This window comes from Sodalis glossinidius str. 'morsitans' (assembly GCF_000010085.1).
In the GTDB taxonomy this organism is placed as follows: domain Bacteria; phylum Pseudomonadota; class Gammaproteobacteria; order Enterobacterales; family Enterobacteriaceae; genus Sodalis; species Sodalis glossinidius.
In genome coordinates this window covers 2,010,519-2,032,569 of record NC_007712.1, presented here as the reverse complement: position 1 = coordinate 2,032,569, position 22,051 = coordinate 2,010,519, and the positions used below count along the sequence as shown (strand labels likewise).

Genomic DNA, 22,051 nt, shown 5'->3' with positions numbered 1-22,051 from the left:
GGTGAAATATGAATGATTTACTCACCGGGTTACTTGCACGTCGGGAAACCGGACTTATCGAAGAAATCGAAAAACTGGAAAGACGTATTATCCAGATAGAAAACATCGCAGAGGCCGAGCGATGGAATATGATGGATGACAATCAATTCGCTCAATACGAAGCTGACAGGAAGATAATAGAAGAATATGAAAAAGGAATCCGAAATAGATTGTCGAAAGAAGAAATATTGGCGTCCCTGATGAATAATGCACTGCATAGAATGAAATTAATCAACACCTTTTATCACACCAATCATTAATAAAAGAAATCCCGAATGAATGTCTTTTACGCATGGTATCCTGAGAACGGAGAAGATTTCGACTATGGACATGAGATAGAAGCGGATAGTCCAGATGAAGCCGTAGAGATATGGTCCGAGCTGAACGAAAAGTATAAAATTATAAGTGGTAGCTGGTCACCTGAACTATGCGTTGCTGAACAAGATGACACTACCCATCATTTCAAAATATACGGCGGCATGATGCCATTATATTACATCCATAAAATTCAGAATGAAGAGGTACAGGCTCAATGATTGATAATGAAAAAGCATTTGAAGAAGTTAGAGTAATGCATGAGGCTGGCGTGTTGGCCGACTACGCCTGCCAGGAAGACTCCATTCCCCAGGAGGATGCGATATTACTTTCCCGGTTTGCGCTGACCTCGCTTGATGGGCAGAACGAAAACTGCGATGCAGAAAACAATAAGTGGATTGCTTGCAGCGAGCAAATGCCAAAAGATGGGCTGATGCTTCTTGTAATCGGCAATGGGCATATTGATATTGCATATTTTGATGACGGAGATTGTCAGGGATTTTTAAATGGGTACGTGACTCACTGGATGCACCTGACAGATTTACCCACTATAGATACATTATTGCCAAATTCAGTGAAAAACGGGGGGGCGGTATGAACCAGCTCATGACCTACACCTGCCATAGTTCGGCTATGCCCTGCGCGGTGACTGACAATAACGGCTTGTCATATTTCAATCGCGCGATGCGGAAATTGCTGATTTCGCCTTTATCCCTTGAGCTTTTCCACTCTCAGGAAGAGAAAGCCCGCGAGAGTTGCCAGCTTTTCTCAGTGCAGAATAAGTGGCCCTTCGGCCCTGAGGAGAAGCTGCAACCTTACCTGTTCGATTTCTACCCGCAATTCGAGTGCATCGGCACCATCTGCCATACGCGCCCGTTTGCGTTCGGCTCAACGCTGGAATGCGTGAATGGGGAAGCGCCGCGCCCGGCGACGTGCCAGCCAGATACCCGCTGGCCGCAAGCACCTGAATATCTGGTGCAAGGGAGGCAACTTTGACGTGGTGATTATAAGCGCCGCCTTTGAGCGCCATGGCCTGCCCATCCCCTGGCATTACTGGCGGGTGCGGGATATGCGCACTCTGCAATGTCTGGCACAGGCAACCGGCTGCTCGCCCGCGCGCCAGACCCTGAAGCACCACTCCCTTGAGGATGCCTGCTATCAGGCGCAGGTGGTGGCAGAAATCTGGCAGCGTCATTCCGACGCTTTTATCGAACATTGCTGAGGACATGCAGATGAAACCTATCCTGAAATGGGCGGGCGGCAAGTCTCGCCTGATGCCCCGCTTGCGCCCCTTCCTGCCGGCGGCTGACTGTCTGGTCGAACCTTTTGTCGGCGGTGCCTCGGTTTTCCTCGCTACTGACTACCCTCGCTATGTGCTGGCAGACATTAACCCGGACCTTATCAATTTCTACCAGGCGGTTGTTGATAGCCCGGAAAGCGTCATACAGGCAGCGCTGCCGCTGTTCAGGCACGCTAACACTTCTGTTGACTATTTTCGTTACCGCACCAATTTTGCCCAATGGCGAGCGACCAGGGGCATTAAACGTGCCGCCGTGTTCCTTTACCTCAATCGCCATGGCTACAACGGCCTGTGCCGCTACAACCTGCGTGGCGAATTTAACATCCCGTATGAACATTACAAAAAGCCCTATTTCCCCGCCGCAGAAATCCGCCTGTTCGCCGAAAAGGCGCGCGATACCCATATCCGGTTTGTCTGCCTGCCCTTTGAGGAAACACTGGCGCTCCATGTAGATGAGCACTACGCAGTGTATACCGACCCGTCTTATTTCCCGCCTGAAGACAGGGACGGCTTCACCGGTTATTACATCACGCCGTTGAGGAAATGCGCCTTACCGAGCTTCGCCGCGAGGACACTCTCCTGGCGAAAAAGCAGGTTGACGACCAGCTGGAAACGGTGAGTTCCAGTATTTACTGGCGCTTTGACCAGCGCGAAAAGCAAAAGGGCTTTGACAGCGCCCGCCGCTGGCTAACCGAGTCCGTGGTTAAGGTGATGTTGCCGCGCATTGCGCGTGTAAACGCCGGCTACCGCCTGAATGAAATAGCAGACGACGATTTCCGGGCGCTGTTTGGCGACCGCGCAACCCAATCCCCCCAGCATAATGGCGTGGTGGCCTTTTTACGCCTGCGCACCCAGCGTCAGCGTCTGCCCGACCTGGACAGTCATGCACTCAAGTCCCTGGCGAACGACGCCGCCCATGTTGCCGCCACGGAAGTGGCCCGCCTGACCCACGCGCAGTGCGATAAAAGCGAATGGCGCATCGTCTATGACCACCTGGCCCACATTGTTCATCTGCTGGGCCTACAGCCGCCGCTCTGGCGCAAGCTAGAAAAATGTTTTGTTCCCTTTGATGCCCAACCGGCCATCAGACGAATGTGTGATGCGCGGTGGTGGCTGAACAGCCTGCGCCGTACCGCCAACGAGTGGCGCAAATGCATGGCGCTGGAAGATGGAGAGGGTAACCGTATCAGCCTGATGGATGGCTATGCCGCCAGCCAGGCCAATCCCGCCATCCGACGGACTGAACTGATGGTGCGTATAAGGGGTTATTTACTGATATTTGCCCGCCTGGAAGACATGCCCCGCATCCTGGAAATCCTGCGCGACTATGCCACGGCGGCAGACTGCGAAGAATTACGCAGCGCCGTCGCGGCAAACGCCCGATTTGATGCCAAAGCCATTGACCCGGAAAAAGGCAGCGCCACCGCCTGGGTTTCACGCTGGGGCATTCGTCAGTTTCAGTTTATCGGGTGCATTCCCGTCACCGTCTGGCGGGAGCTGCGCTGCCTGAATGACAGCGAAACCGCGCACGGCCTGAGCGTGGAATTTGCCGCCTGCCACGATGCGGCCAACGCCCCGACTGGGCCGGGTATGTCAATGCACAGGGTGGGCCACTGGTCAAGCGTTATGATCTGGCGGTGCGCACCTGGTACCAGCCCGCCGAGGTACTCAATCAGTACGGCGAGGAAAGGCTCAGTATCCGCGGCCTGTTCGAGTTCTGTCACTAACTGCACGGGGGATCCAGGGCCGCCAACCTCAGATTGGCGCACAACGCCCCCCTTACCGCCCCCCGAGGCGGCCATAAATACCCGCCATCATACCAACCCCTTTAATACTGCTCAGTCTGGCAGCCAGCTCTTTGAAGTGGTTCCTGATGTGGTTGTTCATGTCTTCATCGATTCTGGCAAGCTCATCTTCCAGCGCTTTGATGATGATATTGATACTTTTCCCGCTCTGTGGATGAACGGGATAAAGACGGTTACGCTCAGCAATCAACATCGCTGTCAGCTGGCGTCGGCGCACTACCATCGCAGCAAGAACCTGAAGCTCCGCATCCAGCATGGCACGGATAAAGCGTTCCCGCCCTGGATGTCGATTAGTGACCTCCGCCATTTGTGCAAGCACCCGTGCATCAATACGGTCCGTTTTTGCCAGATAGCCCATAGTGCGGGCAAAGTCACGAGCCTGTCTGGGATTGACCACCGCGACGTCAAAGCCTTCAGCCTGAAACAAGCAGGCCACGGCAGCTTCAAGTCCACCAGTGGCCTCTATCAGAACCAACACCACCGGATACTTTCTCAGTTCATCAGTAATAGCATCAAAACCGTCCGTCAGAGTCATTACTGACCGTAAACTGAGCAATATCACTGCTGGCAGCAATGTCCAGTGTCGCTTTAAAAACATCAATTCCCACAAAAAGTGGATTTGGCAGACTCATTATTACCCATCCTTGCAAATACGTTATGGAGTACGGACAACTGTTCAGGTTTCAGATGAGTGGCTCAGTATAGGCGTCATTAGCTTCTCTACGGGCTATAAACCCTGGGATGAATCAGACTACATACACCTTGCCAAATCTATTCGTCACTATGCTAACTAAATTTCAAGATACAAGGATGCTTTCACCGTGACGGCAACTTCATTCAACATTTCTCTGTCGCAAAACCATGCAAACGAGTAGACTTAACGATTCTGGTAATAAGGAAGGACGGCAGGAAGGCCGTATCCAGATCGCCTGTCAGCTTCTTGCTAATGGTGTCGATCGCGCCGTTGTCAGACTGTCCACCGGACTGACCGACAACGAGCTGGACAACCTGCCCGCGCCGCAATGATTTAACAATCCGTTAACGTCCCCTAATCTTCAGCGGTCAGGGCGTGGCATTTTTCGCATCCCGCGCAGATCTTGCCGGTATTTTTCACCACCCGGATCGCCCGATCATTCCATAGCTGTAACATCTCGCTGTTTTTCATATTCGTCACGGCTAACGCAGGCAGCTTTGCACCGCGCGGACGCCGCCCGTTGTCGACGCCCGTGCGGTAAAAATCCTGACTTCGCGCCCTTCACTCAGCCAGCGCCTGATGCGTTGCATCATCGGCCCCACCGGTTTACCGATGCGCGCGCCCTGGCCTGTGCGTGACTCGGCCAGCGTGCCGTCCAAGTCGACGCCTATCCATCCCATATACTGATTCTCCTAAAGCCCGTGCATTCTGCCCTGACCGCCGACAGCGTAAATAAAATGATTTTTTATTCATAAAAATGAATAATATACCTGCTATTCACTGTCATATCAACACGCCCAGGATCCTCTCAGAGCGCAGGGTTTATTTTGCCTTCCAAGCCCCTCTGCGCGCAGTCCCCCCACGCCTGCGCGCTGTTCACTTGATTATTCACTTTTTATGCACCGAAAAATCACCTTCAACCCTTATCCGGCGGGGTTTTCAGGGCAGTTTCTTCTGCACAAAATTGTGCAAATTTGTGCACCCTGGTTGTGCAGGCTCAATTCCGGCATGATGCCTTCCCCGAGCGCTTATCCGGCCTCATTATCCAGCAGCTTATAGGGCTTAAATCGCACCACCTCTTCGCCCACCCAATCGTTAATTTCGCTCAGACGTTGCTGAAGAGGGGCAAGCTCATTGATGGCAAACACCCGCGCCGCTTTTTCCACATCACCAAAGCCGCCGGTATTGTTGGGTAAAATCCCCATCAACTGCGGCGGGATGCGCTGCGCGGCCAGCTGATCATCCCGGCTGGTGTTTTTGATGTGCATAAACTCATCCTTTGCCGCCACCTCGGCCAGCGGGATAAGCTGCAACCCGTCTTTTTTGCCGTTCGGCGCATACATAAACAGGTTGCGGAAGTTGCCTGGGCCTTTCGATGCTTTCATTGCCTTGCGCAGGGCGTCAATATCGTCCTGACTCTGTGCCGCATCGTTCATGTACAGGATAAAGCCGGCATGGCTGCCATTGAGGTAGTACTTGCGGCGAAACAGCGTCGCCGCTTCATTCAGCCACACCGAGTTCAGGGCGGACAGGTACTCCGGTACACCGTAAATCTCCTGGTTGATATCCGGATCCAGCAGATGAAATATCGCGCCTGACGCAAACGGGTGGGGTGTCTGAGGCTAGGCGACATACCAATAGGTGCCTGGCTCAACCCCCACGCGGGTATACTTGGCCGGGCTGGGGGTGAGTGTCATCACCTCACCCAGCCGGTTCACCCGGCTTTCAAGAAAGGCGTTGCCAAACACCATAAAATCGAGTGCAAAGCGGCTAAAATTCTGCTTGGACAGCAGACGGTGGGGCTGAAACAGGCTCACCAACACATTACGTTTCATGTAAATTGGGGAGCTATGATGCACCGCTGCGCGGAAGGTCTTTGCCAGCGCGTTAAAGGACACCGGCGGCGCATACCAGCGATCGACGATGGCACACTCCAGATAATCGAGCATTTCACGCCGATCTATCATGGGGAGCGGATCATCAAAGGTAAACACCTCGGCACGTGGCGCGCCCGTGCGCGGTTGCGGGCCTGTTTTTGGCCCCTTGCGGGATTGACGCATCTTAAAATATCTCCATAAAGCCGGCGTTGGTGCCGGTTGTCCCTTCGAGGTGTTCATTTAACAAGGCATGCATCACCGCCCAAGCGACGTCACTGTGGTTGACGCCTTCGGCGCGGCTGGTGACATAGGTGGCCCGCCGCCCGGAGGCGGTCAACTGCCGACGGATAGCCATAAACGCCTTGGCGATATCCAGGCAGCCTGCATCAAACTTCAGACGGCCGGCGCGGATGACATCCTTGGCTTTCAGCACCAGATCGGTTTTCATTTCCAGGATGTAGTTGATGGTGTTGACGGCGGGAAAAAACTGCCGAACCAGCTGCGATACCGAGCGCCCCAGGCCGGTATTGTCAATGCCGATATAGGTCACGTTGTAGCGCTCGGTCAGCCCCTTGATGTTGGCGGCCTGGGCGGTAAAATCCATGCCTTTCCACTGGTGGCGCTCCAGTACCCGAAACGGGCCGCCTGGCACGCGCGGGGGCATCACCACCGCACAGCCGGCGCTGTCGCTGTGCTCGGAGCTGGCCGGATCGTAGCCTATCCAGACTTCGCGATCGGCGGCTGGCCGCCGGGCAAAGGGTTTCACATCGTCCAGCGTACCCAGCTGTCCACCATGCAGCGCTCCATTTCCGCCAGGGAGAAGGTGGCGGTGGCATCATCAATAAAGTGGCACAGATAGAGGTTGGCAAAATCCTCATCGCTGTTTTCGGCACGCAGATCGTCGATAGTCAGCAGGTTGCAGCCCCCGCGTACCGCGTCCTCTACGGTGACAATTTGCCGGAACTGTTTATCCTCACACAGCACGCCACCGGCCAGCCGTTGATGGCTGACATCGATGTCTTTCTGTCGGGCGGTCGCTTTCCCCTTGTTAAACAGCGTGCCGTTCCAGAAGGCATACGCCTCATGGGTCACACTCGACGGGGTAGAAAAAATAGGTTAACCGGTAGCGATTTTGCGAGGCCATGCCCGACGCTACCTTACGCAGCTTGCGAAAGCCGCGGATCCAGAAATATTCGTCCAGATAGAGGTTACCGGAACGCCCCTGGGCGGTATTGGCATTGGTGCTAAAAAAGTGTAGCTCGGCACCGTTGGGCAGGATAATCACCTCGCCTTTCAGCACGACATCCACTTCCTGGGCAAAATCCACAATATAATTCTTAAACTGATGCGCCTGCGCTTTGGACGCCGAGACAAACATCTGGTTACGCCTGGTATCCAGTGCGTCAATCAGCGCTTCGCGGGCAAAATAGAACGTCGCCCCCATCTGGTGCGATTTGAGTAAATTGCGAATGCGAAATTCATTGGAGAGGCCCGCCTGATACCAGATGCGCTGGTAATCGTAGAGTGAGTCCAGAAAAAGCGCCTTAAGCTGCGTCTGTTGCTCCGGCGTAAACGCATTGCGCAGTGGTTTTTTGCGCGGGCCACGGTTACGGTTTTCTACATTGGGGTTCAGATCGGCTTCGTTGCCGCCGGCGTTATATTTACCAATCCGCGCATGATGCTCGGCCTGACGGGCCAGCAGGTCGATTTCCTTAAAATGGCGGACGCGTTCGATCCGGCTTTCCGACCGGCCCGCGCCAATCTGTAGCATGTCAACAGCCTGTTCCCCGACAGCATATTCAAATCACAAGGGGATATGCTGGCCCTGAAAGACGAGGACATTGCCGACGGTCCGCTCAAGGGCAAGCTGGCGCTGCTGGCCCAGATTGACGCCACCGACGACCTGGTGGCGCTGAACCAGCGCCGGCAGAAGATTTACACCAGTATTGAGTACTACAAAAAGTTTGCTGACACCGGCAAGGCTTACCTGACCGGCATCGCCTTTACCGATAATCCGGCTTCGCTCGGCAGTGAAATGATGATGTTCAGTGCGCAACACCTAGCGGACAGAGGCCTCTTCTTCGGCGCCTGCGAAGAAACCTGCCTGGCCTTTGAGGCGCCGGCGGTCGACAAGCCGGGCCTGTTTAGACACATCGCCGCCCTGTTTGGCAAAAAGCCCTCCACCGATGACCCGCGTTTCGACGATGTGCATCAGGCCGTGACATTGGTGGCGGAGCATCAGCAGGGACTGGACGCCCGGCTGGGCGAATTCTCGGCGCTGCCGGAGGCCATTGCGGCACTGCAAGCCCGTCAGGGGGCAACAGAAACCGCACTGGACGCCTTAACCGCCCGTCTTGGCAACACTGACCGTTCCCCAGCACGGCGCGAACCGGCCACCGGCGGCAACGGCGTGACTTTAACCGACTGCTGACAGACGCAACGGCAGATGATAGGAAAACTCGAATGAATCCGAAGACACGCAGCCAATACAAGGCGTTTTTACAGCAGGTCGCGCACCTGAATCATCTTGATGCCGAGGATGTGGTCACCCGTTTTACCGTTGACCCGTCAGTCAGACGCTGGAGTCAAAAATCCAGGACAGCAGTGATTTTCTGAAAAAAATTAATATCGTGCCGGTCGATGAGCAGAGCGGCCAGAAGATGGGTCTGGGTGTTGATCGCCCGATTGCCAGCACCACCGACATCGATACCAAAGAGCGTGAACCCCTCGACCCCAGCAGCCTGGATGAGGTGGGCTATGTCTGCACTCAGACCAACTTTGATACCGCACTGAAATACGCCAAGCTGGATGCATGGGCCAAGTTCCCGGATTTCCAGACCCGTATCCGCAACCAGATTGTGAAACGCCAGGCGCTGGATCGCATTATGATCGGCTGTAACGGCACTTCGCGCGCCAAAACCTCCGATTTCAAAGTCAACAAGCTGTTGCAGGACGTGAATATTGGCTTCCTGGCAAAAATCCGCAAGGCGGCCGCGACACAGGTGATGAATAAAATGGTCTCCTCCACTGGTAGCATGGTGTCCGAGAAAATCCGCGTCGGTGTCAAAGGGGATTATAAAAACCTGGATGCGCTGGTGATGAACGCCACGGACGAGCATATCGCCCCCCTGGTTCCAGGATGATACCGAACTGGTCGCCCTCTGTGGGCGTTCACTGTTGGCGGATAAATATTTCCCGTTGGTTAATCAGCCAGAAACGCCTCGGCGGCCTGCAGGCAATACGGGTACCGTTCTTCCCTGATAACACCATTTTGATCACCCGCCTGGATAACCTGTCCATCTACTGGCAGGACGGCACCTGATAGATAACCCGAAGCGGGATCGCATTGAAAACTTTGAATCCGTCAACGAGGAGTATGTGGTCGAGGATTATCAGTGCACGGCGCTGATTGAAAATATCCAGATCCTCGAGCCGGAAGTCACGCCTCCAAAAAGCCAGGGGAATAAGGGCTGATGAGTAATCCTGCCCGTTATCACCGCGCCTTTGTAGCCGCCGAGTTGGCGGCCTCACAGGATGAAAGCGCGCAAATGAGCCATCTGGGCCATTACGAGCTGCTGCTGTTCAAGCTGAAGCAGGATTTGGACCGGCTGCATCACGTCGAATCCCGCCGCCGCAAGGCGCAGCTCAAGCGCGAGATGTTGCCCACCTATCAGCCCTGGGTCGCCGGCGTGCTGGCAAGCGGCACCGGGGCGCAGGACGCGGTGCTGATGCGGATGCTGGTCTGGCTGCTGGATGTGGGTGACATCACCGCGGCGCTGGATATCGGCGACTATGCCCTGCGCCACGCCCTGCTGGCCCCGGACGGATTCGAGCGCGCCACGCCCTGTCTTATTGCAGAAAAGGTCACCGCCAGCGCCCAGCGCAACCTGAATGACGGCCAGCCGCTCGATACTGAGCAGCTCTTGCGCGCCCGCTCATTGCTGGCTGGGCAGGATATGCCGGACAAGGTGAAGGCCTGTTTGCTAAAAGTAGTGGGCCACGCGCTACGCCAGGACGGTACCCTGACCCCGGTCCGTGTGCGTGAGGCGGCGCTGAACGCCATGCATGAGGTGAATACCCGGCTGGCCGTCTGGCATCGGGCGCAGGAGCGCGCCGGCACTCTGGCGCTGGACGCGGTACCCGCTGAACCGGGCCTGATTAAGCGCCGACAGAAAGAGAAAGCGTTGTTTGAGTCAAGAGAGTAAATGAATTGACCCGTACCTGTGACGAGATACGGCCCAGGAAATCTGTTAGTGCCAACGTCTCTAAAGAGCGGATCAGTCAGTGGGTTGTGGAGCGAGAGCTTTGCAAAAATAGTCTATAATATTACTAAAGGTGATAAAAATGAAAAAAAGCACAAACTTTATGTCAGAGTTTTCTTATAATTCAGTACCTACTTCGGGGCCTTATATTAATTCCGTATTTAACTCAACATATGCAGAACTAATTTACACGGAACAATATGTCCCTTCTGAAGGTGATGCTGAACATGTATACTGGTCTACATGTAATCCTTACTTTGGAGAAAGAGGTAGTTATGCAGGTATTCAGCATCAAAAAGATAAAATACTAGAGGGTGTACCGTTTGTTTATAATAACATATTCTCTGTTTGGGATATGAAAGAAACCACACCTGATGAGCCTACAGAAGTAAAACTAGAATACGGATGCCCTGGATTATATTCAAATCGCTTTGGTGGAGAAGGTACAGGCTTACATACGTCACATCCCATGCCCTGGAAAACCAATCAATGGTATGCAACTGCAATCAGACGTTGGTATATACAAGAGGAAGATGTTACTCATGCAGGGATGTTTATGTATTCTTATGAAACTAAAAAATGGGTACATTTTGCATCCGTGATGATTCCAAAAAAAGATGTTCTTATAAAGAATAAAACTGTAAGTGGTTTTCTTGAGCGTTTTGCGGGTAATGCTCTTGGATATCACGGTATTTATGGACAACATTTTAAAATGCATTCAGATGGTTCCTGGGAAAAACCTTTGTATTATAAAGCATCAGCCGGTGGTTCGCCGAGAACGTGGAATGCTGAGTCTGTAAACAGCAACACCAATATTAAGCTTATCGCCGGCGGTGATTTTGAAAATGACAAAAAAGAAAAAGAATTTAAAGTCAATCAATTCGATAAACGGCCGAAGCCGACAAAAGCACCTAGAATAGATGCAATTTCTACGGAACTTTTATCTGATACATTGAAAGTTAGTTGGACTGTTGATGATGGTTTATCGCCACAATTGTCTTACGCTATTGAAGTGAGAGAGAAAGAAATTAACGGCACTCTTGTGGCACAAGAATCAAAACTTATGCCACATCAAAGATTGGCATATATTAAACTCCCACAAAATTTGATGCCTGGAAAATACTTTGTGACATTGAAGATTACAAGCATCTTTAATGATGATTCGGATGTAAAATGTACCTCCTTTGAAGTCAATAATTCAATCTATCCGGTATGGGATAAGAGCACTATATATCAACATGGCGATAGGGTAACCTTCGATAATTCCGACTGGGAAGCAAGATGGTGGAATGTTGGACAGGAGCCTCAAGTTACCACTCCTTCATCAGATTCCACATGGTTAAAGCTGTAAAGGTTAATTGAAATTATTTAAGTATTAATTATTTACCACCAAGGGAGCAAGAGGCTTTATGTTTGTGAAAAGGCTTTTTGCTACCTCAATATTCGCCACAATAGTTGTTCTCGCTATCGTGGTTAGACTCCAGTTCGTCGAAATCACCCGTTTAAAGCAGGCTAACCAGTCGATGGTTGCCGAGCGTGACGCCGCCCGCGCACAGTTTACCCACTATGAACAGGCGGTAGCGCTGTTCAACCAGATAGCCGGAGCGCGACACAGGATGCACATCAGCAAGCCGTGCAGGACTTTCAGTCCCGTATCATCCCGATACGCGAAGCCATTACGTCGGCTCGCGGTGCTTGTCTGCCTGTGCTGTTAACGGGCTGCGGGCACACGCAGACAAGATACCTGTTCATCCCTCCCACGCCGATACCGGCCGAGCTGCTCGATGACTGTCCACCACCGGTTATCCCAGAGCACATGACCTGGGGCGACAGTGTGATACTCAACGAGCAACTGCTGCTGGCGCTGGAGATGTGTAATCAGGACAAAACCGCACTGAGACAAATTGAGGCCCAAAACCATGACGAAGCACGAAAAACAGCCACTCAACACCCTCTGCCGTTATCTGAATGACGCCACGGTCTGGCGCGGCGTGGTGGCAGCCGCAAAAGCCGCGCTTTTTAACGAAAAAAACCCATGCTAAAACCTGATTCGCTCCGTGCGGCATTAACCGCCGCCGTACCCTATGTGGCGCAAAACCCCGACTGCCTGCATATTTTTATTGACGAAGGAGCGATTGTCAGCACGCTGGCATCGTCCCTCTTGTTTGAATACCAGTACACCCTGAACCTAGTCATCACCGATTATGCCGACAGCGCCGACCCGCTGGTTGTAGCTATCCTGCACTGGCTGCGCACCCATCAGCCCGATATTATGGCCAACCCCGATAAACGCGATAAAGGCTTCACCTTTGAAGCGGATTTTCTCGATAACCCGATGCGGGATATCCAGTCTCAATCTGCGGCTGACCGAAAGGGTGATTGTGCGCGAAGACGGCGCTACATTAACCGTTAGCCGCCTGGATGAACCCCCGCCGCGTCGTACGCTGATGCGGGAAGTGGCGAAAACCCTACGCCAGCGGCAGAAAAAACACATCCAGGCACAGAAAAACCCTTATGGCTCGCCTTATATTCCCCGTAAACGCCGGGTACGCGACAAGCACGGCCGACTGCGGCGCACGATGTTTACCCGGCTGCATACCGCTCGTTTTATGAAAACCGCATCGACCCCGGATAGCGCGTCGGTCAGCTTTACGCCTGCCGTTGAGCACCTGACGAGGGTGCATCATTATGGCTTGCGCGATCGCATCAGCCGACACGGCCCGACGGTACGCTATGCCCGTCGTCAGCTGCTGGGCTTTACCGACGCCGACCGTGACTGGATAGCCGATCTGGCGCTGGCCCACCTCGCCCGATAGCCGCCTTGTAACGCCCCTGACACAAGCCCTACCTCGTGCCGCGCCCCCCCCCCCCCGACGCGGCACACTGACAGATGAAAACTGCACTCGCTGACATTAAACGCCTGCTGGCCAACCTGATCCGCTTAGGTGTCGTCTCCCGCGTGGACACCACCACCGGCCGCTGCCGGCCGTCTTTTCCGACATCCACTCGGCGCCCTCCGCCGCGCCGGATGTGGTACACCTGACGTTCCCGGATGGCGCGGTGATGGAATACGATCCGGACACCGGCGCACTGACGGCGCGCGGCATCAAAACCGCCCAGATTCAAGCCAGCGAATCGGCCGCGGTGACGACCCCCATAGTCCTGGTGACCGCCAGTGAGCGTATCACGCTCGATACGCCGGAGGTCGTTTGCACCCAGCATCTGCGCGCCCGCACTCTCAGTATCACCGAGGGCGGCACGATGCAGGGCACCCTCACCCACAGCGGCGGTAGCCTGACCTCCAACGGCGTGACGCTGGACAGCCACCGGCAAAGCGGCGAGGGGCTGTCCGATATGGCCCATCTGCGCCAGTCAGTGGCTGATATCCTGCAAACGCCCACCGGTAGCCGCGTTATGCACCGGGACTACGGCTCGACACTCTTTGCGCTGATTGACCAGCCGCAGACGCCGGCATTAAGGCTGCAAATCATGGCCGCTCTCTACGGCGCGCTGCTGCGCTGGGAAGATCGCCTGACGCTCACCCAGCTCCGGCTATCCAGCGCGGCCAGCGGAAAAATGACGGTTGACCTGGTGGGACAGCGTACCGATACTGCCGCACCGCTCACCCTGACGCTGCCCTTAGGAGGATAACCGTGGCGACCATCGATTTAAGCCAGCTTCCCGCGCCCAACGTCATTGAGTCCCTCGACTTTGAGACGCTGTTTGCCCAACGCAAGGACAGCCTGATAGCCCTTTATCCACCAGAGCAGCGCGAGACGCTGCAGCGTACGCTGCGCTATGAATCCGAGCAGCTGGTTAAGCTGTTGCAGGAAAACACCTACCACGAGCTGTTGCTGCGTCAACGCATCAATGAGGCTGCACAGGCGAACATGCTGGGCTACGCCACCGGCACCGACCTCGATCAGTTGGGCGCCAACTATAACGTCCAACGCCTGGTCATCACACCGGCGGATGACACCCAACTTCCGCCAACGCCGGCGGTGAAAGAAAGCGATCGGGATTTTCGCCTGCGTATCCAGCAGGCGTTTGAGGGACTGAGCGTCGCTTACCAGTTCCACGGTCGCAGTGCCGATGGCCGCGTCGCGGATATCTCTGTTATCAGTCCGCAGCCCGCCTGCGTGACCGTTTCGGTACTTTCCCGCGAGGGCGACGGCACCGCCAGCGCCGAGTTGATAGCGAAAGTTGCCGCCGCCCTGAATGCCGACACCGTGCGCCCGGTTGCCGACAGGGTGACCGTGCAATCCGCGCGCATCGTACCCTATGAGGTGGAGGAGGCCTCCATCTGTTACCGGGACCGGAAGCTGGCCCCATCCGCCAGGTGGCAGAGCAACGGCTTGACGCCTACGCCCGCGACCAGCATCGGTTGGGGCGGGATATCCGGTTGTCCGCACTCTATGCCGCCCTGCATGTGGAGGGCGTGCAGCGCGTGGTATTAACACGCCCCGAGGCGGATATCGTGCTGGATGCCACCCAGGCGTCATACTGCCAACGCCATACACTGACCCTGGGAGGCAGCGATGCATAACGGTCGTTTACTGCCGTCAGGCTCGACGCCGCTCGAAGTGGCGGCTGCTGCGGCGTGCGCCCAGCTGGCACAACTACCTGTCCCGCTGCGTCAGTTGCTCAACCCACAGACCTACCCGGTGAATTTGCTGCCGTATCTGGTGTGGGCCTTTTCCGTTGACCGTTGGGATGAAAGCTGGCCGGAGGCGGCCAAGAGTCAGGTGATTGCCAGCAGCCATTTCATTCATCGCCACAAGGGCACTATCAGCGCCTTGTGAAGCGTGGTAGAGCCGCTGGGCTACCTGATAGAGGTGCGCGAATGGTGGCAGCTGAACGAAACGCCCGGCACGTTTCGCCTGATTGCGGACGCAAAACCCGTCAGCCGCCACATGACCGGGCTGTCGGTCAATCTCGACGTTAACGGCCAACTTCCGGTCGCCGTCGGCAGCTATGATGGCGATATCCTGACCGTGAGCATCACATCATGAGCATCAAATTTTTTGGCATCCTGACCCACTAGGGTGCGGCGCGGCTGGCGAACGCCGCCGCGCGGCCCTCAATCAACTGAGCGTTGACCCGCTTAACGGCAACCAGATCATTACCGAGCAGGTTATCCCGGAAAATGAGGGCGGATGGTGGATAAGGGAAATGGGCCTGTTTGACAAAGACGGCACCCTGATAGCGGTAGCCAACTGCCCGGAAAGCTACAAACCCCAGATGCAGGAAGGCAGCGGGCGCACCCAGACCATTCGCATGATCCTGATCGTCAACAGCACCGAGGAACTGGCGCTGAAGATTGACCCGTCCATCGTGCTGGCGACGTGGCACTATGTGGATGATGGCGTTATCGAGGTGAAAGCCTATGCCGATACGCTGATGAAAGCCCATCTCAATCATGCCGATCCGCATCCACAGTATGCGCCCAAGGCCAGCCCGGTTTTCACCGGCACACCGATTGCACCGACGGCCAAAACCTTTCCGCTCAATACGCCGGTATTGCTGACCGACGTGCTGGACGCCAGCGGCAAGGCTGGCAATAAAGGGACACTGGCCCGCGCGCTGGATGCTATCGCCGCCCAGGCTAAACCGGTCACTGTGGTAGTGTGTGTTCCCCAGGGCAAGACCGAAGCGGAAACCACCACCCATATCATCGGCGGCGTCACCGCCGAGGGCAAAAAAACCGGTATCAAGGCGCTCTTGGCCGCACAGGGCCAGCTCGGCGTCAAGCCGCGTATTCTCGGTGTGCTGGGGCATGATACCCAGGCGGTCGCTGCCGAGTTGCTGGCCGCCGCACAGCGCCTGCGCGCCAAAATCGATGAGCAGACCGGCGCTGGCATAAAACCCTGTCCAATGTCGGCGTTAATGGCGTCACCGGCATCAGCGCGGATGTGTTCTGGGATCTGCAGGACACAGGCACTGACCTGCTGAACCAGAACGCCGTCACCACGCTCATCCGCAAGGACGGCTACCGTTTTTGGGGCTCGCGCACCTGCTAGGATGATCTACTGTTCCAGTTTGAAAGTGCCACCCGTACCGCCCAGGTGCTGGCCGATATCCTGGCCGAGGCGCAAGATGTGGGCCGTTGACCAACCGCAACATCCCTCGCTATGGCGGGATGCGTCCGCCAACGACAAGGAAACGCTCAGGGCGGGCAAGCTGACGATTGATTACGACTATACGCCGGTACCGCCGCTGGAAAACCTGGCGTTACGCCAGCGTATTACCGATCGTCATCTGATGAACCTCACCCCAGGGTGTCAAAGGTTAAATGGAGGAGGCCATGGCCTTACCACGCAAGTTTGAAGCGTATCGCGGTGCCGGCATGGGCGGCGCGGTGAATGTTGATATGGGGCTCGAAGACGGCGAGCTAGATGCAGAAATCACCCTGGGTGGTATCGATCCGCAGATTTTCCGCCAGTGGGCTATTACGAAGGCCGACGGTATCCCGCTGCGCTTTATGGGCAGCTACCAGCGTGACGACACCGGCGAAATCATCGCCGCTGAGGTGGTGATGCGCGGCTGTTTCGCTGAATTTGATTTTGGCAACCATAAATACGGCGACAACACCCAGACCAAGCTCAGCGTCAAAAACGTTTATTACAAACTGAACCTAGGCGGCGAGGTGTTGATTGAAATCGACACCCTCAATATGGTGGAAGTGGCCGGCGGTGACGATCGCCAGGCCGAACACCGTCGCGCCATTGGCCTGTAATACAGAGGAGACCGTACCATGAAAGACATCACCGTCCCGGAAACAGCGGAGATCCAGGCACTAAAACAGAAGCCCGTCACCCTTGAAGTGCCTATCACGCGCGGCAAAACCTGTATCAGCTGGCGGCTATCCTGAAGCTTTTTTTGTGCCGAACTCGGCCCTGTCCGCTTCCCCGACAGACTGACGGTCGACGATTTAATGGCGGCATCAGGCCCTGATCCGCAGTGGAGCGGTTGATGAGTGATAAAGACCTTCACCTCCAGGTAATATTAAGCGCGGTAGACAAGCTTACACGCCCGTTTAAGGCCATGCAGGCCAGCAACAGGACGCTGGCGTCAGCGGTAAAATCCGCCAAGGACTAACTGAAACAGCTGGAGAAGCAGTCAGGCCAGCTGCAAGGGTTCGTCAAAACCAAACAGCAGGCCGCCCAGGCCGCTAGCGCGTTACGCGCCGCCCGCGACCAGGCCAGCCGTCTGGCGCTCGCCATGAAAAGCACCGACGCCCACGCCACTCGCCAGGTCAGGCAATTTCAACAGGCCCGCGCGGCCGTCGCGCAACTGCAGGCCAGGTACAGCACGTTGCAGACAGTCAGTGCACCGCCCTGCAACAAAGCGGCATCGCCACCCGTCAACAGCTGACGCCCAGCGTGCCTTAAAATTCCGCACCGCCGAGGCCAATATCCATCTGGCTACCCAGCAGCAACGCCTTGAACAGCAGGCCGCCCAATAAAAGTGGGTTAACCGATACCCGCAGCCGTTACCATCAGGCACTGGGGGTATGCAACCAGCTCGCCAGCACCGGCGCGGCCATGGCGGTCACCGGCGGCGCCACACTGCTGGGCATGAAACCGGCGTTAAGCGAAGCGGCGGCCTATAGCCAGCATGTGCAGTGTTTCAGGGCGCAGGGAGTCAGTGAGCTGCAAGTACGAAATGCAAAGGACTTTGTCGCCAGCCATCCTGTGCTGGGCAACAGTCAAACGGAATTAATGAAGTTATACACGGAATCATGGGCCATCACCCGCGACCCGCACCACACTCAGGATGCCACCGTGCAGCTTGCCCGCGCAGAAACCGCTATCAAGATGCTGGGCAATCAAGGTTTGCTTACCCCTGAGCAGACCGAAAGTTTCAATCAGCTGTCTTACGCCATGCTGAAGAACGCCGAGCTGCGCAACGAGATCCGAAACGGCTCGCCAGCTTTATCAATGAATCGGTGAAGGCGTTTGCTGTCACACAAACCATGGTGACGCCGAAGGATACCAATGATTTTATGAAGCGCGGCGGCTCAGCAACCAAGGATATCGACAGAAGCGAATATTTTTATGCCTTCGGGCACTTAATCCAGGAAATGGGCGGCGAGTACACCGGGAACACCCTGAACTCTGCCCGGCGTAACTGGATTGGCAAGAGCATTACCGAGCGCAGCAAGGATTGAGATGGATCGCATCGGGCTGATTAAAAATACCATCTACTCCAAAACCGGCCATGTCAAGGATTTTAACCTGGTTAACCAGGAAAAATTCATCAAAACGCCGTTTAAATATTTAATGGAAGAGGTGGTGCCTTTTCTCTGCTGTCCAAGGCGATACGGCGTACTGCCACGGCGGGACGTTTGCTTCTGGTGGGTACCCTTCGGCATATTGGTACTGCCATTGTCTGGCTGGGGCGCCTGATGTTCGCCAACCCGATCCTGGCGATAATTGGCGTCATCGCCGGTACGGCGGTGCTGATATGGCAAAACTGGGATACGCTGGGACCCAAATTCACCGCGCTATGGGAGTCCGTCAGCCAGACGACGCGGGAAAAATGGCAGGCTATCCAGGATTATTTACAGGCGCTGCCTGGCCGATTTAAGGATTTTGGTACCCGTATCATCGATAGCCTGATGGACGGCATCAATGAAAAATGGCAGGCGCTGAAAAATAAACTGACCTCGCTGACCGACTACCTGCCGGACTGGATGAAGGGCAATACCACCGTGCAGGCGACTGCCGCGCTGCATCCGCTGGCAAACTACGCCGGCGAGCACGACAGGGGCGGGCGTATCCCGGCCGGGCGCTTTGGTCTGGTGGGCGAAGCCGAACCGGAAATCATCAGCGGGCCGGTCAATGTCACCAGCCGCCGCGCCACCGCCAGCCTGGCCGCTGCCGCCCTGATGATGGGCGGTATGTCGTCCGCCCTTGCCCAGGCACCGCTGCATCCTTACAGCCTGCCGGCCAGCCATTATCGCACCCAGCAGGGCAACCAGGCTCCCGCCGGCGGCGTGACCCATATCAGTATTGAGGCGCCCATTCAGATTGTGGCGCAGCCGCACCATAGCCCGCAGGATATCGCGCGGGAGGTGGCCCGCCAGCTTGACGCCCGTGAACGCCAGACCCGCGCTCACAGCCGTTTTGAAGACAGCGAGTAAACAACGATGATGATGGCATTAGGCATGTTCGTTTTTATGCCGCACACCGTGCCCTATCAGGAATTTCAACACCAGATGGCCTGGCGTCACCCGTCCAACAGCCGGATAGGCCGCCGCCCGCAAAGCCAGTTCCCCGGCCCGGATGAAGAAACCGTCACCCTGAGCGGCGTCCTGTTGCCGGAAATCACCGGCGGCCGCGTCTCGTTAATGGCGCTGCAAAAGATGGCGGAAACCGGTAAAGCCTGGTCGCTGATTGAAGGTAACGGGGCTATCCATGGGATGTTTGTGATTGAAAACCTGAGCCGCATCAAAAGCGTGTTTTTTTCCGACGGCACCGCGCGGCGCATAGAATTTACCCTGACGCTTAAACGCACCGATGAAAACCTCAAAGAGATGTTCGGTGACCTGTCGCAGCAGCTGAACGACCTGAGTGGCGCACTCTCCGACACCCTGGGCGGGCTGCTATCATGAGCCTGTCGGCCTTGCTTGATAGCGCCACCGGCGGCCATACCCCGGACTGGCGGCTGAGCGTCGACAGCGTCGATATTACCGGCAACATAGCACACCGCCTGATGTCATTAACCCTGACGGATAACCGGGGCTTTGAGGCGGACCAGCTGGATATTGAACTGGATGACAGCGACCGTAGTCTGCTCTTGCCCCGCCTGGAGGCTAACGTTGCCCTGTCTCTCGGCTGGAAGGAAACCGGGCTGATAAATAAAGGCACCTTCCGTCGATGAAATCGAGCACAGCGGCGCCCCAGACCGGCTGACGATACACGCCCGCAGCGCTGATTTTCGCGCCTCGCTCAACGTCCAGCGCGAAGCGTCCTACCATAACACCACCCTCGGCGATGTGGTGAAAACGCTCGCCGCCCGGCATAAGCTGACGCCGGTGATGAGTCAGGCGATGGCCCGCACCAAACTGGCCCACAGCGACCAGAGCCAGGAATCAGACGGTAGCTTCTTAACGAGACTGGCAAGGGAACATGGCGCAGTGATGGCGGTTAAACAAGGGAAAATGCTGTTTTTTAAACAGGGGCAGAACCAGACCCTGAGCGGTAAACCGCTTCCGGCGCTGACCCTCACCCGCCAGCAGGGCGACAGTCATCAGTTTACACTCGCCGACCGCGACGCCTATACCGGCGTGGTGGCGCACTGGCTTAATACCCGTAAGGTCAAATCCGAGGCGGTCCGCGTCAAACGCAAGCGGAAAAAGCGGTCCACCAACACAGAAAAACAGGGCGACTATCTGATAGGCAGTGAGGAAAACGTGCTGGTTCTGTGCCACACCTACGTCTCAAAGCACAATGCCGAACGGGCGGCCAGAGCGAACTGGGAACGGCTGCAACGCGGCGTCGCCACCTTCTCCATCACGTTGTCACGTGGCCGCGCGGAACTCTCTCCTGAAATGCCGGTCAAGGTCAGCGGCTTTAAACGTGAAATCGACCAGGCCGCCTGGACGCTGGTTACCGTGACCCACACGCTGAATAGCAGTGGATTTACCACCGCCCTGGAGTTGGAGGTGAAAATCGATGCGCTTGAAATGGAATGAGAAAAGCCAGAATGCTATACTGGCGCTACGACCGACCTTAGTCGGGCGCGTATGGAGAGCACTCACGCCATGATGCATTGCCCCCTTTGCGGCCAGGCCGCCCATACCCGTACCCGCCATTACATTACCACCACCAGAGAGCGCTACAATCAATGCACTAACATTAATTGTGGTCACACCTTCATCACGCATGAAACCTTTACCCGTTCTATCTGTGTTCCCCGGCAGATAGAACCCGCCCCACCACACCCAAGCCAGAGCGGCCAGGGAATGCTACAGTTTGGATAGGGAAAATCAAGGGCGGAGGCTTTTTGAGCTGGCGCCCGCTGCCGATCAGGTCACGTTAATCACTGACGCTTCATGTCTGGCTTAGCATCAGGCGAAGAGCGGGAGGTGCTTGCCGTTTGCCCTGAGTCACGATGATGATGCAGGGCGCTTATCGCATTTCTACGATCATAAACATCCTACACATAGATAATTTTGCGTATTATTTTTTATTTAATTCATTAGAAGATGAGTTTAGCAACGGTTACACTTGCGATGCTGATTAGGACACCGATAAGCCAGAGCGTGTGGTTTTTCATTTGATGCAATATACCAACATGCATTTTTTCAATTTCCACGCGCACTTTTTCAAGACCAACTTTTGTTGCAAAGTTATCGGCCTTAGTGTTCAGAATCGTTAACTCTTTTTGCACCTCTTTCACACTATCTTCAAGTGTTATTACTCGAGCTTCAATGCCAGACATATCGTCTCCTCCTCCTTGGCTTAATAAGCTTATAATTTCTCGTTTTAATTTTTTTCACTGTGTTTACTTTAAGGATCCGAGTAAAACTCATTATTTATAGTAGCAAGAAAAACGATCCACAAAAAGCTTCAAAATCCTCAACATTCGGTATTCATTTGAAGTAAAATACAGCGGCTGTCGATTCAATAATGCTGTAACACAGCAGATAGAACGGTTTTCGTCTATCCAAGCGCACTTACTAGGTTATGCATTCTATCTACTGGCATAGTGCCGTATGTGATAAAGCTGGGATAGATAGATAAAGCGTACTC

At 55.2% G+C, this 22,051-nt stretch carries 25 protein-coding genes and 10 pseudogenes; 30 read left to right on the top strand and 5 right to left on the bottom strand.

What is annotated here, in order from left to right; genetic code table 11:
- Positions 1–8: 8 nt before the first annotated feature.
- The 7 genes and pseudogenes from SGP1_RS10680 to SGP1_RS36355 form a co-directional block, all read left to right on the top strand.
- On the top strand, positions 9–299 hold the full coding sequence (locus SGP1_RS10680; protein ID WP_041866887.1) for a hypothetical protein: 291 nt from the start codon (positions 9–11) through the stop codon (positions 297–299).
- A gap of 15 nt (positions 300–314) precedes the next feature.
- Positions 315–575 carry a hypothetical protein gene (locus SGP1_RS10675; protein WP_041866886.1) on the top strand — a complete coding sequence of 87 codons (261 nt, stop codon included), beginning with the start codon at positions 315–317 and terminating at the stop codon, positions 573–575.
- Positions 572–952, top strand: a complete 381-nt coding sequence (locus tag SGP1_RS10670) for a DUF551 domain-containing protein (protein ID WP_041866885.1) — start codon at positions 572–574, stop codon at positions 950–952. The genes SGP1_RS10675 and SGP1_RS10670 overlap by 4 nt, the downstream gene beginning before the upstream one ends.
- A complete protein-coding gene (locus tag SGP1_RS10665; protein WP_050747570.1) occupies positions 949–1,350 on the top strand; it encodes a hypothetical protein in 402 nt (133 codons plus the stop codon). Before SGP1_RS10670 ends, SGP1_RS10665 begins: the two co-directional genes overlap by 4 nt.
- 1 nt (position 1,351) lies before the next feature.
- Positions 1,352–1,576 (top strand): 3'-5' exonuclease, encoded by a 225-nt coding sequence (locus tag SGP1_RS10660; protein WP_050747569.1) that lies wholly within the window; start codon positions 1,352–1,354, stop codon positions 1,574–1,576.
- Between the two features lie 10 nt (positions 1,577–1,586).
- Positions 1,587–2,273: a Dam family site-specific DNA-(adenine-N6)-methyltransferase gene (locus SGP1_RS27225; protein WP_011410445.1), complete on the top strand. Its 687-nt coding sequence runs from the start codon at positions 1,587–1,589 to the stop codon at positions 2,271–2,273.
- A 407-nt stretch (positions 2,274–2,680) separates the two neighbouring features.
- Positions 2,681–3,369 (top strand): annotated as a pseudogene (locus SGP1_RS36355) (replication endonuclease); the annotation flags it as partial.
- Positions 3,370–3,472: 103 nt separating this feature from the next.
- On the opposite strand, the pseudogene SGP1_RS27215 reads toward SGP1_RS36355, so the two are convergent.
- Positions 3,473–4,091 (bottom strand): annotated as a pseudogene (locus SGP1_RS27215) (IS110 family transposase); the annotation flags it as partial.
- Between the two features lie 229 nt (positions 4,092–4,320).
- Here SGP1_RS27215 and SGP1_RS30725 point away from each other — a divergent pair.
- Positions 4,321–4,485 carry a hypothetical protein gene (locus tag SGP1_RS30725; protein WP_158302376.1) on the top strand — a complete coding sequence of 55 codons (165 nt, stop codon included), beginning with the start codon at positions 4,321–4,323 and terminating at the stop codon, positions 4,483–4,485.
- Between the two features lie 150 nt (positions 4,486–4,635).
- On the opposite strand, the gene SGP1_RS33245 is transcribed toward SGP1_RS30725, so the two are convergent.
- The 3 genes and pseudogenes from SGP1_RS33245 to SGP1_RS10635 all read right to left on the bottom strand — a co-directional run.
- A complete protein-coding gene (locus SGP1_RS33245; RefSeq protein WP_243466228.1) occupies positions 4,636–4,833 on the bottom strand; it encodes a hypothetical protein in 198 nt (65 codons plus the stop codon).
- Positions 4,834–5,181: 348 nt separating this feature from the next.
- Positions 5,182–6,120 (bottom strand): annotated as a pseudogene (locus SGP1_RS10640) (phage portal protein).
- A gap of 94 nt (positions 6,121–6,214) precedes the next feature.
- A pseudogene (locus tag SGP1_RS10635) lies at positions 6,215–7,753 on the bottom strand (terminase large subunit domain-containing protein); the annotation flags it as partial.
- 93 nt (positions 7,754–7,846) lie between these two features.
- On the opposite strand from SGP1_RS10635, the gene SGP1_RS10630 reads away from it, so the two are divergent.
- The 22 genes and pseudogenes from SGP1_RS10630 (at position 7,847) to SGP1_RS27200 (ending at position 21,279) form a co-directional block, all read left to right on the top strand.
- Positions 7,847–8,461, top strand: a complete 615-nt coding sequence (locus SGP1_RS10630; protein ID WP_050747568.1) for a GPO family capsid scaffolding protein — start codon at positions 7,847–7,849, stop codon at positions 8,459–8,461.
- A gap of 32 nt (positions 8,462–8,493) precedes the next feature.
- A pseudogene (locus SGP1_RS10625) lies at positions 8,494–9,504 on the top strand (phage major capsid protein, P2 family).
- Complete coding sequence (gene gpM, locus SGP1_RS10620; protein WP_011411038.1) at positions 9,504–10,235, top strand: phage terminase small subunit; 732 nt, start codon at positions 9,504–9,506, stop codon at positions 10,233–10,235. The pseudogene SGP1_RS10625 and the gene gpM overlap by 1 nt, the downstream one beginning before the upstream one ends.
- A gap of 139 nt (positions 10,236–10,374) precedes the next feature.
- A complete protein-coding gene (locus SGP1_RS10615; protein WP_083764726.1) occupies positions 10,375–11,643 on the top strand; it encodes a DUF3472 domain-containing protein in 1,269 nt (422 codons plus the stop codon).
- Between the two features lie 282 nt (positions 11,644–11,925).
- Complete coding sequence (lysC, locus tag SGP1_RS33240; protein ID WP_011411036.1) at positions 11,926–12,264, top strand: Rz1-like lysis system protein LysC; 339 nt, start codon at positions 11,926–11,928, stop codon at positions 12,262–12,264.
- Positions 12,265–12,327: 63 nt separating this feature from the next.
- Positions 12,328–12,705 carry a phage tail protein gene (locus tag SGP1_RS10605; RefSeq protein WP_011411035.1) on the top strand — a complete coding sequence of 126 codons (378 nt, stop codon included), beginning with the start codon at positions 12,328–12,330 and terminating at the stop codon, positions 12,703–12,705.
- Complete coding sequence (locus SGP1_RS10600) at positions 12,668–13,108, top strand: phage virion morphogenesis protein (protein ID WP_011411034.1); 441 nt, start codon at positions 12,668–12,670, stop codon at positions 13,106–13,108. The genes SGP1_RS10605 and SGP1_RS10600 overlap by 38 nt, the downstream gene beginning before the upstream one ends.
- Positions 13,109–13,322: 214 nt before the next feature.
- Positions 13,323–13,943, top strand: a complete 621-nt coding sequence (locus SGP1_RS36350; protein ID WP_424141124.1) for a phage baseplate assembly protein V — start codon at positions 13,323–13,325, stop codon at positions 13,941–13,943.
- A 2-nt stretch (positions 13,944–13,945) separates the two neighbouring features.
- A pseudogene (locus SGP1_RS10585) lies at positions 13,946–14,838 on the top strand (baseplate assembly protein).
- Positions 14,831–15,304: pseudogene (locus tag SGP1_RS10580) on the top strand (phage tail protein I). The pseudogenes SGP1_RS10585 and SGP1_RS10580 overlap by 8 nt, the downstream one beginning before the upstream one ends.
- A 7-nt stretch (positions 15,305–15,311) precedes the next feature.
- Positions 15,312–15,578 (top strand): annotated as a pseudogene (locus SGP1_RS36345) (phage tail protein); the annotation flags it as partial.
- 204 nt (positions 15,579–15,782) lie between these two features.
- Positions 15,783–16,619: pseudogene (locus SGP1_RS33230) on the top strand (phage tail sheath subtilisin-like domain-containing protein); the annotation flags it as partial.
- Complete coding sequence (locus SGP1_RS10565) at positions 16,597–17,028, top strand: phage major tail tube protein (protein ID WP_243466078.1); 432 nt, start codon at positions 16,597–16,599, stop codon at positions 17,026–17,028. The pseudogene SGP1_RS33230 and the gene SGP1_RS10565, both read left to right, overlap by 23 nt.
- A 236-nt stretch (positions 17,029–17,264) precedes the next feature.
- Entirely contained in the window at positions 17,265–17,390 is a 126-nt protein-coding gene (locus SGP1_RS35080) for a hypothetical protein (RefSeq protein WP_279379473.1), read from the top strand.
- Positions 17,391–17,513: 123 nt separating this feature from the next.
- A complete protein-coding gene (locus tag SGP1_RS30715; RefSeq protein WP_158302374.1) occupies positions 17,514–17,666 on the top strand; it encodes a hypothetical protein in 153 nt (50 codons plus the stop codon).
- Between the two features lie 68 nt (positions 17,667–17,734).
- On the top strand, positions 17,735–18,244 hold the full coding sequence (locus tag SGP1_RS10560) for a hypothetical protein (protein ID WP_011411032.1): 510 nt from the start codon (positions 17,735–17,737) through the stop codon (positions 18,242–18,244).
- Positions 18,241–18,462, top strand: coding sequence for a hypothetical protein (locus SGP1_RS10555; protein WP_041866881.1), 222 nt, complete (start codon positions 18,241–18,243; stop codon positions 18,460–18,462). The genes SGP1_RS10560 and SGP1_RS10555 overlap by 4 nt, the downstream gene beginning before the upstream one ends.
- A 1-nt stretch (position 18,463) precedes the next feature.
- Positions 18,464–18,700, top strand: a complete 237-nt coding sequence (locus SGP1_RS10550; RefSeq protein ID WP_041866880.1) for a hypothetical protein — start codon at positions 18,464–18,466, stop codon at positions 18,698–18,700.
- A complete protein-coding gene (locus SGP1_RS10545; protein ID WP_041866879.1) occupies positions 18,700–19,437 on the top strand; it encodes a hypothetical protein in 738 nt (245 codons plus the stop codon). The genes SGP1_RS10550 and SGP1_RS10545 overlap by 1 nt, the downstream gene beginning before the upstream one ends.
- Before the next feature lie 6 nt (positions 19,438–19,443).
- Positions 19,444–19,908, top strand: coding sequence for a phage tail protein (locus tag SGP1_RS10540; protein WP_011411031.1), 465 nt, complete (start codon positions 19,444–19,446; stop codon positions 19,906–19,908).
- Positions 19,905–20,991 (top strand): annotated as a pseudogene (locus SGP1_RS10535) (phage late control D family protein). Before SGP1_RS10540 ends, SGP1_RS10535 begins: the two are co-directional and overlap by 4 nt.
- 69 nt (positions 20,992–21,060) lie before the next feature.
- Entirely contained in the window at positions 21,061–21,279 is a 219-nt protein-coding gene (locus SGP1_RS27200; protein WP_011411806.1) for an ogr/Delta-like zinc finger family protein, read from the top strand.
- 218 nt (positions 21,280–21,497) lie between these two features.
- Here the strand turns inward: SGP1_RS27200 and SGP1_RS10530 are convergent, their stop codons facing one another.
- On the bottom strand, positions 21,498–21,740 hold the full coding sequence (locus tag SGP1_RS10530) for a hypothetical protein (RefSeq protein ID WP_041866878.1): 243 nt from the start codon (positions 21,738–21,740) through the stop codon (positions 21,498–21,500).
- Positions 21,741–22,051: the final 311 nt, after the last annotated feature.